Genomic DNA, 15,880 nt, shown 5'->3' with positions numbered 1-15,880 from the left:
TCCGGAAACAAACTCTCGTTCTGTACCGGACGGTAGCACGCCATTCTGGGATTTACTACCGAACGGTTCCATATCAACATCAGCGCACGAAACACAGACACAGCGCATCACTTCCTATTTCCTATAGTATCTTTGAATGCGCGATCGCGTAGAACTGCAGCTCAACGATGAGGAGCGAGAACAATGACCCGTTTGTGGAACGAACCAGCGGACTTTGCCAACGAAATGGTCGACGGATTCATCCGCGCCAACACCAAGTGGGTCCGCAAAACTTCGGGTGGTGTGGCTCGCTCCACCCGCTCCGAAAGCCCGGAAGTGGCAGTCGTCATCGGCGGCGGCTCAGGCCACTATCCCGCCTTCGCCGGACTCGTCGGACCAGGACTGGCGCACGGCGCGGCCATGGGCAATCTCTTCGCCTCCCCCTCCGCCCGCCAAGTGGAATCAGTAATCCAAGCGACGCACCAGGGGCGCGGTGTGCTTCTGAGCTACGGCAACTATGCCGGAGACGTCATGCACTTCTCTACCGCTCAGAATGCAGCACGTGCCGCCGGTATCGAGTGCCGCTCCGTTGTCGTGACCGATGACATCTTCAGCGCTCCGCCCAGCCACAAAGAAAAGCGGCGAGGTATCGCGGGCGACCTTACGGTCTTCAAAGTCGCTGGCGCCGCAGCGGCAGCCGGTCACGACCTCGACAACGTCGAGCGCGTTGCGCTCCTAGCCAACGAACGAACCCGCACCATGGGCGTCGCATTCTCCGGATGCACGCTCCCAGGTGCATCGGAGCCGCTGTTCTCGGTGCCAGAGGGCCGTATGGCTATCGGCTTAGGTATCCACGGCGAACCGGGCCTCGAAGAGACTGATGTACCCACCGCAAACGAACTGTCTGAACTCTTCGTCGAACGACTTCTGGCCGAAGTAGAGATCCCTGACGGCGTAACGCCTCAAGGCGCTCGTGTGGTTCCGGTGCTCAACGGGCTGGGCTCTGTAAAGAACGAAGAACTCTTCGTACTGTTCTCCCGCATTGCCGAGTTGCTCGAGACCGCCGGCATCACCATTGTTGACCCTCAGGTTGGCGAGTTTTGCACGAGCTTCGACATGGCAGGGGTGTCCCTCACCCTGTTCTGGCTCAACGACGAGCTCGAAGAACTCTGGAACGCGCCGGCGAACACACCAGCTTTCCGAACAGGTACAGCGCACTCGGGTTTGCTCGTTGCCGCCGAAGACGACAACGCGGCGGTCGCTGACGACGCGATTGCGGAGGCCAGCTCCGCATCACAGACGGCAGCGGCCACAATCACCACCATGCTTTCTGCCATGAGCAACTTGATCGCCGAGAATGCCGACGAACTTGGACGTCTGGATTCCGTCGCCGGCGACGGCGATCACGGTATCGGCATGCAACGTGGAGTGAACGCTGCTGCAGCCGCCGCCGCGAAAGCTGCAGAGCGTGGAGCAGGCGCACAGACCTTGCTCAACCACGCTGCCGATGAATGGTCAGATCGCGCCGGTGGCACCTCAGGCGCACTGTGGGGAGTGATCCTGAAGAGTATCGGCGAGCACCTCGGCGACACCGCCGAGATCACAGCCGACTCGGTCAGCGCCGGAGTCAGTGCCGCCAGCGACGCCGTCATGGCGTATGGCGGAGCAGCAGTGGGCGACAAGACGTTAGTAGACGCCCTGGTTCCTTTCGCCACCTCACTTCACGAGCGGGTGGCGGCCGGCGACAGCCTGGCCGCGGCGTGGGCCGAGGCAGCACGACAAGCGACCCACGCTACCGAACGCACAAGCGACATGATGCCCGGTCTCGGGCGGGCGCGCTCCCACGGCGAAAAGTCACTGGGAACGCCAGATCCCGGCGCGGTGTCGCTGTCGCTGATCGTGACAATGCTCGGCGCCCAACTCGCTGACGCCTAAATCTTCCACCGAGTTCATCATCCATTACAGAGAAAGTAGAGAACACTATGTCCACGACATGGCGCGTCGTCATCGGCTCAGACGAGGCCGGATTCGACTACAAAGAGATCATCAAGCGCGATCTGGAGAACAATCCACTTGTTACTTCAGTTATTGACGTTGGTGTGTCGGCCGATGCTGCGAAAAACTACCCCGGCGTAGCAATTTCTGCAGCCGAGACAGTGGCATCAGGCGACGCTGACCGCGCTGTCTTGATCTGTGGAACCGGTTTGGGAGTCGCAATCGCCGCCAACAAAGTTGCCGGCATTCGTGCGGTCACCGCACACGATTCCTTCTCGGTAGAACGAAGCATCCTTTCCAATGACGCTCAGATCTTGTGCATGGGCCAGCGCGTCGTTGGCATCGAGCTTGCGCGCCGCAATGTGCGCGAGTGGCTGACCTACGAGTTCGACGCCACGAGTGCGTCGAATGAGAAGGTACAAGAGATCTCCGCCTACGAGAACGCGTAGCCGTGAACAGCCCCGGCAGCATCACGCCCGTGCAGGTTGGCGTTAGCTTGAAGATGTATTTCAGCCACGAACGCGCTGTTGACTGGTGCACCGCCGTCGCAGAGATCGCCCGCACTCACGAGGTTGTGCTGTCGGGTGCTGTCGAGCTGTTCGTCATCCCTTCGTTCCCCTCTATACCGGCCGCAGAACAAATCCTGAAAGGCCTCGCCCGAGTCGGAGCCCAAAACCTGAGCACCGAAGATGTCGGCGCGTTCACCGGCGAGGTCAGCGGCAGCGTTCTTGCCGAAATCGGGTGCACCGTCGTCGAGGTCGGCCACGCGGAACGTCGGGAGCTCTTTGGCGAAACGGATGCAGTAGTTCGCGCCAAAACTGCTGCAGCCCTGCGCAACAAGCTGCGCCCCGTGCTGTGCATCGGAGAGTCTCACAAGTCATCGGCCGCTGAGGCTGCGGTGGAGTGCATCCGCCAACTCGATGATGCGCTCCGGGATGCTGACGCCCACGGTTATCAGGGCGCGATTACGGTCGCATACGAGCCGCATTGGGCGATTGGCGCCCCCGAGCCCGCCTCCACTCAGCACATTCAGGAGGTCTGCACCCGTCTCCGAGCGTACGCCCGCCTCCTTAAGCTGCACCCCGAATCCAGCGTGATCTACGGAGGAAGTGCTGGCCCGGGCCTTTTCACTGAACTCGCCGGCATAGTGGACGGCCTTTTTCTAGGTAGGTTTGCGCACGATCCGACAGCCATCCGCTCGATCCTCGATGAAATAGGTAGAATCACTTCCGATCGCACATCCGACCGTCCCGCCGTGGCCGGTCACTAGGGGAGGCTCCAATGACGACTGATTCGCTGTTCACATCGAACTCGTCGCCCTCCATTGAGCGCCGCGGACTGCGCGACCACGTCTACGACCGCGTGCTCGACGTGCTTCTCGGGCCGGGCGTTGAGCCAGGGTCTCGTCTCTCGATCGACACGATAGCTCGCGACCTCGGCGTCTCCCCCACCCCGGTGCGCGAAGCCCTTGTCCAGCTCGAACGCACCGGCCTCGTTTCCCGTGTAGCCAACAAGGGATACACGGTTGCCGAACCCCTCGCAGCGGACCAGCTCGAGTCGCTATTCGATGCTCGGCTTGTGCTGGAATCGGGATCTGCTGCAATCGCTGCGCGGAATCCGGAAAGCATCCTTCCAGCGCTCGAAGAAGCACTAGCCGAACATCTCAAACTCACGGCGGCAGTTCATGACGCCTCGGAGGCCGGGGATATTCCGCTCGAACTCCTTCGTGAGTACTTCGCTGCGGACTGGAATTTTCACCACCTGATCTTCGAACACACTCACAATCCCTTCTTGATCGACATGTCGGAAGCAATCTCGACTCGCGTCCATCGGATGCGACAAACCGTCGCCACAGGCGTGAGCGATGCAGAAGAAGCAACTGCGGAGCATCGTGCCATTCTTGACGCTTTCTCTCACGGGCCCGAAGCAGTCGAGGCTGCTATGCGTAGCCACATTCTCAAGGTGCGCGATCGCGCTCGCGATGATTCCGTCCGGTAAGTAACGCAACTCTCTCCAAAGGTTTCGGAGCGCTTTCGCGCGCATTCGGTGGCCTGCAACCAGCCCGCCCTAGCGCGACCCTTCCACCTTCGCCGAGCACTGTATAGGTGTCTCGCCTGGGTGCCGCTTTGCGGGGCCGCAGACGCCTAGATCCGGGCAATCGCTCCGGTTTCGGCGATGCTGCTGACGGTTCATCTTGCGTCCGATTCGAAAGATGCTATATGATCTACGATTAGATGCATCGGGTGAACAAGCCCGAGAATCAACAAAGGAGTTGGCAATATGGATTTCCCCACCGAACGCACCGTAATCGTCACCGGAGCAGTGTCTCCCCGCGGAATCGGTCGCTACACGGCGTCCTATCTGGCAGAGCGCGGTTGGAACATCGGAGTCATCGATGTCGACCACGACAGCTCCGTTGCAGTAGCCGAAGAGCTCGCAACCACCTACGGCGTCAAGGCCCTCGGCTACGGCGCAAACGTCACCGACCCTGAGTCAGTGGATGCGGCCATCACTTCCTTTGAAGCCGGCCTTCCCCAGATCGTTGCTTTGGCCAACATCGCGGGCGTCAGCTCCCCCGTGCCGTACCTCGAGGTCACTCCTTCTGAGTGGTCGCGCGTGATGTCGATTAACCTCGATGGCGTTCACAATGTCTCGCAGCGCGTCGCTCGTATTTTGGTTGCCAACCGCATCGGTCGCATCGTCAATATTTCTTCCGTTTCCGCCCAACGCGGTGGCGGCACGTTCAGCAAGACTCCGTACTCGGCGTCGAAGGCTGGCGTGATCGGCCTGACTCGTTCGGTTGCCCGCGAGCTCGGTGAGTTCAACATCACCGTCAACGCAATTTCTCCTGGTCCGATCGACACCGACATCATGGGCGGCACGCTTTCGGATGCTCGCAAAGATGAGCTGACACAAGATTTGCTCACGAGTCGAATTGGTACGCCGCGGGATATCGCCGCAGCCATCCACTTCCTCATCGGCGAAGAGACCGGCTACATCACAGGCCAGACTCTCAACGTCGACGGCGGACTTTACCTTCACTAACGGTCGGGCTCACTTCAGCAATCGCTGAGTTATCCGTTCCCTTTTCCCTTCTGCACTTTCGCCCGGCTACGGTCGCGCCATAAACGTAAGGACAATGACGTGTCCGCTTATACCGCTGATACTTGGCCCATCACCAGCTGCATGCTGGGTTTGGATACCACCACACGCGATGGAATACCGGCTCAGACTGCTGGCCCAGTGTTTTGGAGGAAGCAGCTCTCCAAGATTGCGAACCAGGGTTTCACCAATGTGGAGCTGTCGGATGCGTGGCTGAAGCCGGCTTTGTTGAGCAGTAGCGAGCGTGCTGAGCTGGTCTCAATCGCGGCTGAACTGGGAATGAAGATTCCGTCAGTTCACATCCAGCGAGTCAGCGTGATTGAGCCGGGAAAGGAAGCCGAGAACCTGGCGTACCAACACGCCTCAATCGACGCTGCAGCGGAGATGGGCATCAGCGTCTATTCCACAGGGTTGCACCAGCCGTTCAACAAGGCTCAGCGTGACGCACTCTGGTTCTGGAATGGACAGGGCCCGATTGATCCGGTCGGCGACACCGAGGTCTGGAATACGGCGGTCACTCGCATTCGGGAGCTCGCTCGTCACGCTCAAGACCTCGGAATGATCACGTCGCTTGAGATGTACGAAGACACCTACATCGGCTCCTCTGATAGCGCTGTTCGTTTCGTTGAGGATGTCGGAACCGACCTCGTCGGCATCAACCCTGATGTCGGCAACTTGGTTCGACTGCATCGCGAGGTTGAAGACTGGCGCGAGACCTATGCCAAGACTCTCCCCTATGCCAACTACTGGCACCTCAAGAACTACACCCGCGACGAGGCTGCCGACCACTCCTACTATGCAACCGCCCCGAGCACGCTGCGTGACGGCGTTATCAACTACCGCGAGGTAGTCGAACTCGCTGTTTCGCTGGGATACAGCGGGATTCTTACATGCGAGCACTATGGTGGCGATTCGATCAGCGTGTGCGGCGAGAACCAACGCCATCTCCGCGGGCTGCTTGCCGAAACCCTGGCTAGCTAGACCGTTGATCTGACAACCACCCCGCCCGACCCTCGACGTTAGAGAACCGGCGAATCCCGAAGTGATTTTGCCACGACCCAGGAGACAATGATGACTCTCAGTATCAACCGAACCGCTGGACTTTCAGCGTGACCGCGACAGTAGCCGAGCAGCGTACGCCGCGCTCGGGGTGGAGCAAGTTCGTTGCCACATATCGCATTGAGGCAGCCATGTTGGGTGCGCTTGTCGTGCTCGCTGTTGTGTTGACGATCATTGAGCCGCGCTTCTTGTCATCGTCAAATATGCAGAACATCCTGTCGCAGGTCATGGTGTTGGGCATCATCGCGATCGGGCAGACACTGGTCGTCCTCACGGGCGGCATTGACTTGTCGGTCGGTGGCATCGCTGCCGTTTCCATTGTGATGGGCGGCTTAGTCATGCCGAGTGCCGGCGTTCTCGTTGGCGTCAGCGTCATGTTGCTCGTCGGACTGCTGGCGGGGCTCGTCAACGGAATCCTCGTCGCCTACGTCAAACTCGCGCCGTTCATTGTGACGCTCGGGATGATGTCGATCACTGCGTCGCTGGCGTATGTGCTCTCTGACGGCCGCTCGATCTTCAACTTGCCCGACGCATTCGCCTTCTTCGGCAAGGGCAACATTGCCGGCGTCAAGTTTTACGTGATCGTTTTCGTCGTGCTCTACATCGCCGCCCACATTTTCCTCACCCGCAGCAAGCCGGGTCGATTCATTTATGCGATCGGCTCGAACCCTGAGGCAGCTCGCCTTTCGGGCATCCGGGTCTCCTTCTATCAGGTGATCCCCTACGCCGTCACGGGTCTGCTCTGCGCTTTGGCGATGACGATCGAGTCGTCTCGACTCGGCACCATCGACCCCAACACGGGTAGCGGTTTCGAGCTGACCACGATCGCTGCCGTCGTCATCGGTGGCGCTTCGCTCATGGGCGGCAAGGGCAGCGTGCTTGGCACACTCATCGGGATCTTCCTCATCGGCGTTCTTCAGAACGGGCTCAACATCATCGGTGTCAACGCCTTCTGGCAGGGCACCGCGCTGGGAACTGTGATCATCCTCGCGGTCGTTCTCGACCGGTTGGTCCGCGTTCGCAAGCGGTAATTTTTCACCCGCACAAACACAGCAACACACATATCAAAGGAGAATCATGCGTGTAACTAAACCCTTCATCGCCGCAGCGGCTATGGCAGCGTCAGCGCTGGTGCTGACCGGCTGCTCTATCGATGGAGCCGACTCAAGTGGTGCAAACCCTGAGATCACGGTTGCGGGGTGTGAGGGCGCCAACGTCGCGTACATCACCTCCGCGACGAGCGTGGCCTTCTGGCGTTCGCTGTCAGTCGGCATTCAGGATGCTGCGGCAGACGCTAACGCTGAGGTCACGGTCTACGACTCAGACAACAGCCAGAGCAAGCAGCTTCAGAATGCTCAGGATGCGATTACTGCTGGCGTTGACGCCATCATCTTGTCGCCGACTGACACTGCCTCGGCTCCGGCCGTGCTGGATGCAGCTTCTGCTGCCGGCGTTCCCGTCATCATCGCTGATATTGGCACCGATAGCGGCGACTATGTCTCGCTGATCAAGACTGACAACGTTGCAGCGGCAGAGGGTGCCGGGGAAGAGCTCGTCGCAGCCCTGCAGGCCGCAGGGTTCGACGAGGGCGAAGTTGGCATCATTGGCATCTCGCAGACTCGCCAAAACGGCAAGGACCGCACCGAAGGGTTCTCCGGACCGGTTGAAGCAGCGGGATACACCATCGTTCCCCTGTTGGAATCAGCTGATTACACCCGTTCAGAAAGCCTCGGGTTCACTCAGGACCTCTTGGCTGGACACCCTGACCTTCTCGGAGTCTTCACCGAGCACGACGAAGCGACTCAGGGCGCGCTGACCGCAATCGATGGCGCAGAAACCCCGATCGTTGTTGGCTTCGACGGCAGCCCCGATACGCTGGCATCCATCAAGGCTGGTGACGTAGCCGCTGCAGCGATGCAGCAGCCCGTGCTGATGGGTCAAGAAGCTTTCACGGCAGCGTGCAGCTTCCTTGATGGCGAAGACGTTGATGCAGAGATCAGCGTCGAGACGATCTTGGTCACGACCGAGAACGTGCTCGCCATCGAAGACCAGGTACAAGACACCGTTTTCAAAGAGTAGACATCGAGAACTGGCATGACTGTTAACATTCCACTCCTCGAAGCTTCGGGGATTCAGAAGAGCTACGGTGCCACGCGCGCTCTGGCCGGTGTCAACTTTGACATCGGCCGGGGCGAGGTCGTCGCACTGGTCGGAGAGAATGGCGCCGGCAAATCAACGCTCGGCAAGATTCTTGCTGGCGCGACTGAGATGGATGAGGGCACGGTTTCCGTGAACGGCATGCCAGTCTCCTTCCACTCAACCAAGGACGCTCTCGACCACGGTGTCGCGATCGTTCTTCAAGAGTTCAATCTCATTCCTGAGATGACTGTGGCGGAGAACCTTTTCCTCACCCGCCCCACGGGCTACCGCTGGGGATGGTGGAAAACTCGCAAGTCGCAGGTTGACCAGGCCTCGAAGGCTATTGCGGACGCGTACATGGACTTCGGCATTGATCCCGAAGCTCTCGTATCTGAACTCAGCGTTGCTCAGCAGCAGATCGTTGAGATCATCCGTTCGCTATCGGTCGACGCTCAGCTGTTTATCTTGGATGAGCCTTCCGCCGCCCTCGGGCGTCGCGAGACTGATTCGTTGCTGCAGCTCATTCGCCGGCTCCGCGAAGATGGCCGCTCGGTAATCATCGTGACCCACCGTCTCGATGAGGTTTACGCGGTTGCTGACCGCATCTTTGTTCTTCGCGACGGTATCGCCCGCGGAGAGTTTGATCCGGCGAGCACCAGCACCGACGAGCTCGTGGCAGCAATGGTAGGTCGTGCTCTCGACAAGGAGATGCACGAGGCCCGCACGATCCAGACGCCCGGTGATGCTGTGCTCACGGTCGACCAACTTGTTGTTCAGGGCTCGTCATCCGAGTGCTCGTTCCAGGTGCGCCGCGGCGAAATCGTGGGAGTAGCGGGGCTCGTGGGCTCCGGCCGTACCGAGCTGATCCGCGCTATTTTCGGGGCAGATCCGGCGGTCAGCGGCACGGTGGTGTTGGGCGGCACGACAGGCGTCATCCGCTCGCCGCTCGCTGCTGTTCGCGCTGGCGCTGCCATGGTCTCGGAAGACCGCAAGCAGCTCGGCCTTCACACGGCACTCACTATCCACGACAACGTTGTGCTCTCCTACTTGGCGAAGTACGGCAAGTTTTGGCTCAATCGCAAGAAGCTCGATGCCGATGTTGCGCAGCAGGTCGATGACCTGCGCATTAAAATCGGCGGAAGCTGGTTGGACGCCGGTGTGCTCAGCGGAGGAAACCAACAGAAGGTCGTGTTGGCCAAGTGGTTACTCTCCAAGCCCGAGCTGCTGATTCTGGATGAACCGACTCGCGGAATCGATGTTGGTGCTCGCGCTGAGTTTTACAGAGTGGTCGACGATCTCGTCGCTCAGGGCATGGCGGTGCTGATGGTATCGTCCGAGATGCCTGAAGTGCTGGCGCTCTCTGACCGAGTGCTTGTGATGAGCAAGGGTGCGATCGTCACTGAGCTGAGCCGAGAAGAAGCAACCGAGGAACGAATTCTTTCCTTCACCGAGGTCATGGCCGCCGCGTAAGCGTTGGCCCAAAGAGAACGGATACCCGATGGCTTTCCCCCACGGCACGATTGTTGATCTCACCCTTCTTTTGGCAGAGGAGCTCCCCTGCACCTGGCCGGGCCACATGCCCTACCAGCAGAAGACGTTCAACTTCTTTGAGGATGGCGGAACCACCGAGGCTCATCTCCAAGCCCACTGCGGCAGCTACCAGACGCGGTGGCTCCTCATTGACGAGCACACGGGAACCCACATGGATGCGCCGGCGCACTTCCTCCCGGGTTCCCACACCGACATTGACGGCGCTTCGGAGGTCGGCGACATAACGGCCGAACATGTTTCGCTTGAACAATTAATGGGCCCTGCCGTCGTGATCGATATCGAGTACTTATTGGATGCCCAGATGGCACCCGGCGTAAGCCCAGCAATCACTGCCGACCACATCCGTGATTTTGAGCAGGCGCACGGCGAGATCGCTGCTGGAGACATCATCCTGTTCCGCTCGCGGTGGGACGAAAAGCACTACCGCGCTGGCATCGACGGACGTGCCTACGCGCATGACGGCGTGATCTTGAAGACCGGGCCGGCCTGGCCTGCACCCATCGCTGAAACTCTCGACTACCTCATCTCTAAGGGTGTGAGCTGTGTCGGTACGGACGGCCCGAGCATGGGTTCGGCCCATGACGGCAGCGGCGTACACCTTGCTGGTCTCGGCAACGGTGCCATCTTCATCGAAGCGCTGGGCAACCTCGGCGCATTGCCCACTCGCGGTTCGGACTTCATTTTTGCGCCGCTCAAGGTAGCGCGCGGCAGCGGAGCTCCGGGACGCGCATTCGCGTTCGTTTAGATCTGCAACCGGCTGGCTCACGCGAACTACCGCGGCGTACGCGACCGCTTCAGCGCGAGCAACGCCGCGCGGTCGAAACCGAAGGTACGACGCGCAACGAAGCCGCCGATGGTCGTGCCGGCAGCCAAGCCGAGTCCAGTGGCGAGTGCCATCACCATCGACGGAAGCGCTTCGCTCACCCCAAACTCAGAGTCCATGAGCGCGTAGATGCCGCGATACAGCGCGAGACCGGGCAGCAGCGCGATGATGCCGACCATGTTGGTGGCGCCTTCTGGCACTTTCAGCCAGCGGTAGAGAAGGTAGCTCACGACGCCGGCGGCGGTTCCGGCAATGGCAGGCGCAAGGCCAGGCGATGCCGCAAACGGGAGGACGAACCAGTAGACGGCGAACACGAGCGCAGCCCCCATTGCCATGATCGGGAGCAACCGCATCCGCACATACGAAGCCAGGGCGAAGCCGACAGCGATGATGGCCGAGCCGATCATCCCGGTGACAACACTGCGGCTGTCGCCGAGCGAGTCGCCGACCGCAACGGGGATTCCGAGGCGCAACGAAATGCTCAGCACGATTGAGATGCCGACCGCGAGCCCGAGCGTCATCATGATGACCTCCATGCCGCGGGCGGTGGCGGTGACGTAGTAGCCGCCGATCGCGTCGCTGGCGGCCGACGTGAGGCCGACACCGGAAAGCAGCATGATGATGCCGGAGATCACAATTACGGTCGGGCTGTTCGATCCGGGGATTTCGATGCCGATTGAGCGCAACCAAAACATGAAGACCGCAATCACGCTGATAACGCCAGCAGCAGCCATCTGGGCGAAGAACGCGGGAACAGACAGTCGCTCCAGGCGCCGCGTCAGCACATCTGAGATGGCGGCGGATGCTGCAGCCACAAGCACCAGCACGAAGCTGGCCCCGAAGATCACGACGACACCTGCCGCGAGTATCGCCTTGCCGGCGGTCACAACCCAGCGACGGTACGGATGCGGCGTCGTCAGAATCGCGCTCAGCTGCTCGCGCGCTTCGTCCACATCGCCGGGGCCATCGGGGCCGGTGATCTGGTCGATGAGCCAGTACACGTTTTGCAGGCGCGTGTAGTCGATGGTGCGCACCTTCACGATGCGCATGATCGACATGGGGTCTTCGTTCATACCGCGGTGCACCGAAACGGTGAGCGACGTGAAGGTGATGTCGACGTGCATCCCGCTGACGCCATAGGCATTGCTGAGGCGCAACACGGTTGCGACGACGTCGGCCGCGGATGCCCCGGTCGCCAACATCGCTTCGCCCGCACGCAAACAGAGGTCGATTACCGAGCGCGCATGACGCTGCGACAGCTGCTGTTCGTTGCCTGGCAAAGAAAGGAGCTGAGTGGGCGCATTGTTGGTGCGCAGCGCTCCCCCGGCCATAGTGATGAGAGATCGGCTCACTCGCTGTTGAAATGCCTGCAGTCGGTTGCCGTTGCCCTTAGTCACTCGTCAAGGGTAGGGGCTATTGGGTGCCCGCCGATACCCGGCTGCACGTTCAGCGTGCGCCACCTAAACTAAATCGACCTCCCCGCGCTGGGGCAGCACGCTGCCTCGACTTGCGCGCGATGACTACGAGAAGAAAACGAGTTCGCGATGGCCCGTCTGCACCCCGTCATACGCACTGTTGGCGACGCCTTCCGAGGCTCCCTGATTGGCTTCGCTGAGATCGTTCCCGGAGTCAGCGGTGGCACCATCGCCCTCCTGGTCGGCGTGTACGACACGCTCATCGACGGCGCCGGGCACCTGGCTCGCGGCGTTGCGCTAACTGTTGCGGATGGCGTTCGCGGTCGCGGCTTCTCGCGTGCTGGTGCGCACTTCCGTTCGGTGCGCTGGAACGTCGTCTTACCCATCGGGATCGGGATGCTCCTCGCCATCGTCGCTGGCGCAGCAGTGCTCGCTCCCCTGCTCGAGGCGTACCCCACCGGCACCCGCGCCGTGTCGGCCGGCCTCATTGCGGCATCCCTCATCGTTCCGGCCCGCATGGTTGGCGGACGCTGGACCTTCCTCGAAGTCATCGTCGGCCTGCTCGCCGCCGGCGTCGCCGTTGCCCTCACAAGCTTGCCGCGTGGCGGGGATGTCGAACCTGCGCTAATCGTGGTGTCGTTCGCAGCAGCGTTGGCGGTCTGCGCACTCATCTTGCCCGGAGTATCGGGCTCCTACCTTCTGCTCATTCTCGGGATGTACGCCCCCACACTCGCGGCCGTCAACGACCGCAACGTTGCCTACCTCGGCGCGTTCATCGTGGGTGCGATCGTCGGCCTGGGCCTCTTCGTCTCGGGCCTGCAGTGGCTACTCAAGCACCGCCGCCGCATCACCCTCGTGATCATGACGGGCCTCATGCTCGGCTCACTGCGCGCCCTCTGGCCCTGGCAAACCGAGTCCGGCGAAGTCTTGGCGCCCGAAGGCGACCTCGGACTCGTACTGATCCTCATCGCCATCGGCGCCGCGGTCGTGCTCGGCATCTTGGCTGCAGAAGCTGCGCTCATGAAGCGGCGGATGCTCTCGCCGGAGATCGTCGCGGATCCTGAGCCGCACGACGCGTAGTCCCGCGACAAGCGCGACATCCGACAGATCAAGGTTCGACGGTCTCCGCGTCTGGTTTGGAAGATTCGATTGGTGCATTCGCGTCGGGTTTACGCTTCCAAATCGCCCCGATCGCCCCGCTGACGCTGGAGGCGGCTCCTTTGACTGCATCACCGGCGTTTTCTGCCGCGGTTAGCGCGCGCGGTTTGTCAGGAACTCCATCGCCATCTAAATCAATCGATCGGAACACGCCTGTAGCTCGATCGAAAGTTTCCGCCCCAAGGCGTCCGGCAACAGCCACACCCTCAGATGCGGTGGCCAGCGCCTTATCCCGAACTTCAAACGCCGCCTGCCGCCAGCGCTTAGGTACGTTCTCCTGATGCTCGGAGTCGATCCCTAACCGGCTTCTAAAAGTAAGCACGCCAACTGCAACTTTGTCGCTTGATTTCACCGCTGCTGGTGCATCGAACGGATTGAATAGAACGGACTTGTTCGCGCGGTGAACCGTGTCGTTCATTTGGGCGAGAATGCCTGCGGTGCAGCCCGCAACCACTTCAACACGTTTTTTACGAGCATGTTTAAGACCGACTCGATGGCTTTCTAAGTCTTCAGGTGCGGCGTCCAGCACCCGATCCAGTTCGAGGATCGACAGTCCGTCTTGGAGCTGAATTGTTCGCGCGAGAACCGCGAGCCATTCATGCACCTTAGGCTCCACTTCTTTCGTGAGCTTGGCAACGTCGCCGATGTCAGATTTCTTCGCGAGCTTGGATGCGATGCTGTCGAGTTGTCGTAGCGCGTAGCCCTGTGTGCGAGCAAGTGACAGTCCACAAGCCTGCACTTTGGACCAGGTGATCTCAGACACCCGTCCGACGCGCTCCCTGACAACCAACGCGTCTTCAATGATCAGATCGACACCGATCATGTCGGCTAAGACTGCGTCTTTATGGGCACGCAAAATGTCATCGACTTTCTCATTAATTTCCTCGAGATAGTCGACGATGATATCCATCTGTTCTTGAATTACTCGCTGTTGCATCAACGAGGCCAACGCGGTGACAGCGAACGGCCCGCTAAGCAACGCGGTCGGGGCTTGTGCAATTTTTAGCCACTGCTGTATGTCGCCCGGATCTCCGATCATGGCGTGGCTCACTCCGGGTGTCTTCGTCGCCATCAATCCGAATTCCTTAACGGCTGCCGCTGAATCATTTGTCAGCTTCACCCATTTACCCGAATTCGCAGCAAGGTCCGCGCCAATTTTGGCGGCCCCTGCGCCAGCAGTGGCGACAGAGCGCAAACGCTGTAGGTCAATCTCGCGCGATGGGAGCTGCGCTAGCCCCGTTGATAGGAAGAACCGCTCGACATCAGCCGAGGCGCCAATAGCCACGAGGCTGTCGCCGTCGCTGACCAGTTCGATTTCGCTGCTCATTGCCATCCCTGTCGTTTGTTTACCTGCTCTCACACTAGAGCCAGCAGCAGTTCCGTTCCGGGACAAATGACCGGAACTCAGGCGAGTCTCTTTGAAGCGGCGACATCCGTCTCAAATATTCAGCGAAATCAGAGCCGAGATGACAGGCTTTCACCGTTCCCAAACGACTTGGTTCCAGATAGAGGCCTCAAGCGCAATGTCAGCGCTGTCGTCTGCGCTCTGTAGCGCTGCCGATGAAGGAACTCAGCCGGTTAGCTCGCGCAACCGCAGAACCGCCGCAGCACGACTAGTCACCTCAAGCACGCGAAACACCCCTTCGAGGTGCTTCTTCACGGTCGACTCCGACATGCCTAGTTCGCGCGCGAGCTCGTTGTTCGAACCTCCGGTGCGCGCGAGGGTGAGCAGCACTTCGGCCTGACGAGGGGTGAGGCCCGCCACCAAGAGTGCGTTCGTGTCGGCAGCGACATCCTGTTGCCGGCGCAAGAGCAGCACCGTCGGGCCTAGCCGCACCGGATGCACGATGCACTGCCACCGATGCGTGCCGATGAGCACATCGTGACGAGAATCGTTGCCGGGCGCTCGCGCGGTGTCGGCAATGATCGACGCGAGGCTGTCGGGAACCCGGGCTCCGGCATCCAACACTGTCGACGACGACGCCTCCACCACGCCATCCGAGCGCACTGAAACGACCGCCCAGGCGTAGCGATCCATCTCCGCATCCACGAGGCGGGAACGCTCCGCGTCAAGCGACGAACGGTGGTGCATCGCGAGATGACCGCTCAGAGCGTTCATGACGGCAACGTCGCGAACGCTGAACTCCCCCCGCTGCTCGCTACGGTTCAGGGCATAGGCGACCACGACATCCGGTGGCGACGGCAACTGCGTCACCAGCTGAAAGCGCACACCGAACGGTCCGTAGAAGTGGCGGTAGAGGTCGGTTTCGGTGACAGCCGCGCCGCCAGCAACATCACAGAAGCGGATAGCGCCGAGCCCGCGCTCGGAGTTCGCGGCGGCGTTCAACGGATGCTGGTGAAAGTACTTGTCGTACTCGGGCTTGAGTCGGGTCGCTTTAGCAATCTCGTTGGCGGGCGACATGACGTAGCGAAAGTCGCGAGTGGCGAGCACCATGTCATTGAACGATGCGCTGTCGCAGTCGATGACCTCGCGCACAGCATCCAGAACATCCGAAAATTCGAGGGGTGGATGCCGCGTAAGCCGGCTGGCAACTCGCAAGACCGCTTGCGCATCAGAATCGCTGAGTCCCATACTCAATCACCCTACTCGCGCGGTTACGCCGAAAGACGTATTGCACAACCACTCTGCCGGCGAGGA

Annotated in this window: 14 protein-coding genes; 11 read left to right on the top strand and 3 right to left on the bottom strand. The window is 60.5% G+C overall.

What is annotated here, in order from left to right:
* Window positions 1-183: 183 nt before the first annotated feature.
* From ACWTV1_RS00250 to ACWTV1_RS00205, 10 genes are all read left to right on the top strand, one after another.
* Complete coding sequence (locus tag ACWTV1_RS00250; RefSeq protein ID WP_498503668.1) at window positions 184-1,914, top strand: dihydroxyacetone kinase family protein; 1,731 nt, start codon at window positions 184-186, stop codon at window positions 1,912-1,914.
* Window positions 1,915-1,961: 47 nt separating this feature from the next.
* Complete coding sequence (locus tag ACWTV1_RS00245; protein ID WP_498503667.1) at window positions 1,962-2,423, top strand: ribose-5-phosphate isomerase; 462 nt, start codon at window positions 1,962-1,964, stop codon at window positions 2,421-2,423.
* Window positions 2,424-2,425: 2 nt separating this feature from the next.
* Window positions 2,426-3,244, top strand: coding sequence for a triose-phosphate isomerase family protein (locus tag ACWTV1_RS00240; RefSeq protein WP_498503666.1), 819 nt, complete (start codon window positions 2,426-2,428; stop codon window positions 3,242-3,244).
* 11 nt (window positions 3,245-3,255) lie between these two features.
* Entirely contained in the window at window positions 3,256-3,972 is a 717-nt protein-coding gene (locus ACWTV1_RS00235) for a GntR family transcriptional regulator (RefSeq protein WP_498503665.1), read from the top strand.
* 282 nt (window positions 3,973-4,254) lie between these two features.
* A complete protein-coding gene (locus tag ACWTV1_RS00230) occupies window positions 4,255-5,019 on the top strand; it encodes an SDR family NAD(P)-dependent oxidoreductase (protein ID WP_100389166.1) in 765 nt (254 codons plus the stop codon).
* Window positions 5,020-5,118: 99 nt separating this feature from the next.
* Window positions 5,119-6,057: a sugar phosphate isomerase/epimerase family protein gene (locus ACWTV1_RS00225; RefSeq protein WP_498503664.1), complete on the top strand. Its 939-nt coding sequence runs from the start codon at window positions 5,119-5,121 to the stop codon at window positions 6,055-6,057.
* A gap of 128 nt (window positions 6,058-6,185) precedes the next feature.
* Complete coding sequence (locus tag ACWTV1_RS00220; protein ID WP_147433361.1) at window positions 6,186-7,166, top strand: ABC transporter permease; 981 nt, start codon at window positions 6,186-6,188, stop codon at window positions 7,164-7,166.
* Window positions 7,167-7,212: 46 nt separating this feature from the next.
* Window positions 7,213-8,214: a substrate-binding domain-containing protein gene (locus tag ACWTV1_RS00215; RefSeq protein WP_498503663.1), complete on the top strand. Its 1,002-nt coding sequence runs from the start codon at window positions 7,213-7,215 to the stop codon at window positions 8,212-8,214.
* 15 nt (window positions 8,215-8,229) lie between these two features.
* A complete protein-coding gene (locus ACWTV1_RS00210; protein ID WP_498503662.1) occupies window positions 8,230-9,744 on the top strand; it encodes a sugar ABC transporter ATP-binding protein in 1,515 nt (504 codons plus the stop codon).
* A 28-nt stretch (window positions 9,745-9,772) separates the two neighbouring features.
* Window positions 9,773-10,570, top strand: a complete 798-nt coding sequence (locus tag ACWTV1_RS00205) for a cyclase family protein (RefSeq protein ID WP_498503661.1) — start codon at window positions 9,773-9,775, stop codon at window positions 10,568-10,570.
* A gap of 26 nt (window positions 10,571-10,596) precedes the next feature.
* Here the strand turns inward: ACWTV1_RS00205 and ACWTV1_RS00200 are convergent, their stop codons facing one another.
* Window positions 10,597-12,045 (bottom strand): threonine/serine exporter family protein, encoded by a 1,449-nt coding sequence (locus ACWTV1_RS00200; protein WP_498503660.1) that lies wholly within the window; start codon window positions 12,043-12,045, stop codon window positions 10,597-10,599.
* Window positions 12,046-12,192: 147 nt separating this feature from the next.
* On the opposite strand from ACWTV1_RS00200, the gene ACWTV1_RS00195 reads away from it, so the two are divergent.
* Window positions 12,193-13,143, top strand: a complete 951-nt coding sequence (locus tag ACWTV1_RS00195) for a DUF368 domain-containing protein (RefSeq protein ID WP_498503659.1) — start codon at window positions 12,193-12,195, stop codon at window positions 13,141-13,143.
* 28 nt (window positions 13,144-13,171) lie between these two features.
* Here ACWTV1_RS00195 and ACWTV1_RS00190 read toward each other — a convergent pair whose 3' ends face one another.
* Window positions 13,172-14,548: a hypothetical protein gene (locus ACWTV1_RS00190; RefSeq protein ID WP_498503658.1), complete on the bottom strand. Its 1,377-nt coding sequence runs from the start codon at window positions 14,546-14,548 to the stop codon at window positions 13,172-13,174.
* Window positions 14,549-14,791: 243 nt separating this feature from the next.
* The gene (locus ACWTV1_RS00185) at window positions 14,792-15,814 is read right to left on the bottom strand and encodes a helix-turn-helix transcriptional regulator (protein WP_498503657.1); all 1,023 of its coding nucleotides are present in this window, start codon (window positions 15,812-15,814) and stop codon (window positions 14,792-14,794) included.
* Window positions 15,815-15,880 lie beyond the last annotated feature (66 nt).

The organism is Salinibacterium sp. VpJ6, from assembly GCF_059767345.1.
This window is presented reverse-complemented; position numbering and strand designations above follow the sequence as displayed.

What these genes read in the sequence shown, in the direction of transcription:
- ACWTV1_RS00250 (WP_498503668.1), top strand. Translation starts at nt 184, where the DNA reads ATGACCCGTTTGTGGAACGAACCAGCGGACTTTGCCAACGAAATGGTC.
- ACWTV1_RS00245 (WP_498503667.1), top strand. Translation starts at nt 1,962, where the DNA reads ATGTCCACGACATGGCGCGTCGTCATCGGCTCAGACGAGGCCGGATTC.
- ACWTV1_RS00235 (WP_498503665.1), top strand. Translation starts at nt 3,256, where the DNA reads ATGACGACTGATTCGCTGTTCACATCGAACTCGTCGCCCTCCATTGAG.
- ACWTV1_RS00230 (WP_100389166.1), top strand. Translation starts at nt 4,255, where the DNA reads ATGGATTTCCCCACCGAACGCACCGTAATCGTCACCGGAGCAGTGTCT.
- ACWTV1_RS00215 (WP_498503663.1), top strand. Translation starts at nt 7,213, where the DNA reads ATGCGTGTAACTAAACCCTTCATCGCCGCAGCGGCTATGGCAGCGTCA.
- ACWTV1_RS00210 (WP_498503662.1), top strand. Translation starts at nt 8,230, where the DNA reads ATGACTGTTAACATTCCACTCCTCGAAGCTTCGGGGATTCAGAAGAGC.
- ACWTV1_RS00205 (WP_498503661.1), top strand. Translation starts at nt 9,773, where the DNA reads ATGGCTTTCCCCCACGGCACGATTGTTGATCTCACCCTTCTTTTGGCA.
- ACWTV1_RS00195 (WP_498503659.1), top strand. Translation starts at nt 12,193, where the DNA reads ATGGCCCGTCTGCACCCCGTCATACGCACTGTTGGCGACGCCTTCCGA.
- ACWTV1_RS00190 (WP_498503658.1), bottom strand. Translation starts at nt 14,548, where the DNA reads ATGAGCAGCGAAATCGAACTGGTCAGCGACGGCGACAGCCTCGTGGCT.
- ACWTV1_RS00185 (WP_498503657.1), bottom strand. Translation starts at nt 15,814, where the DNA reads ATGGGACTCAGCGATTCTGATGCGCAAGCGGTCTTGCGAGTTGCCAGC.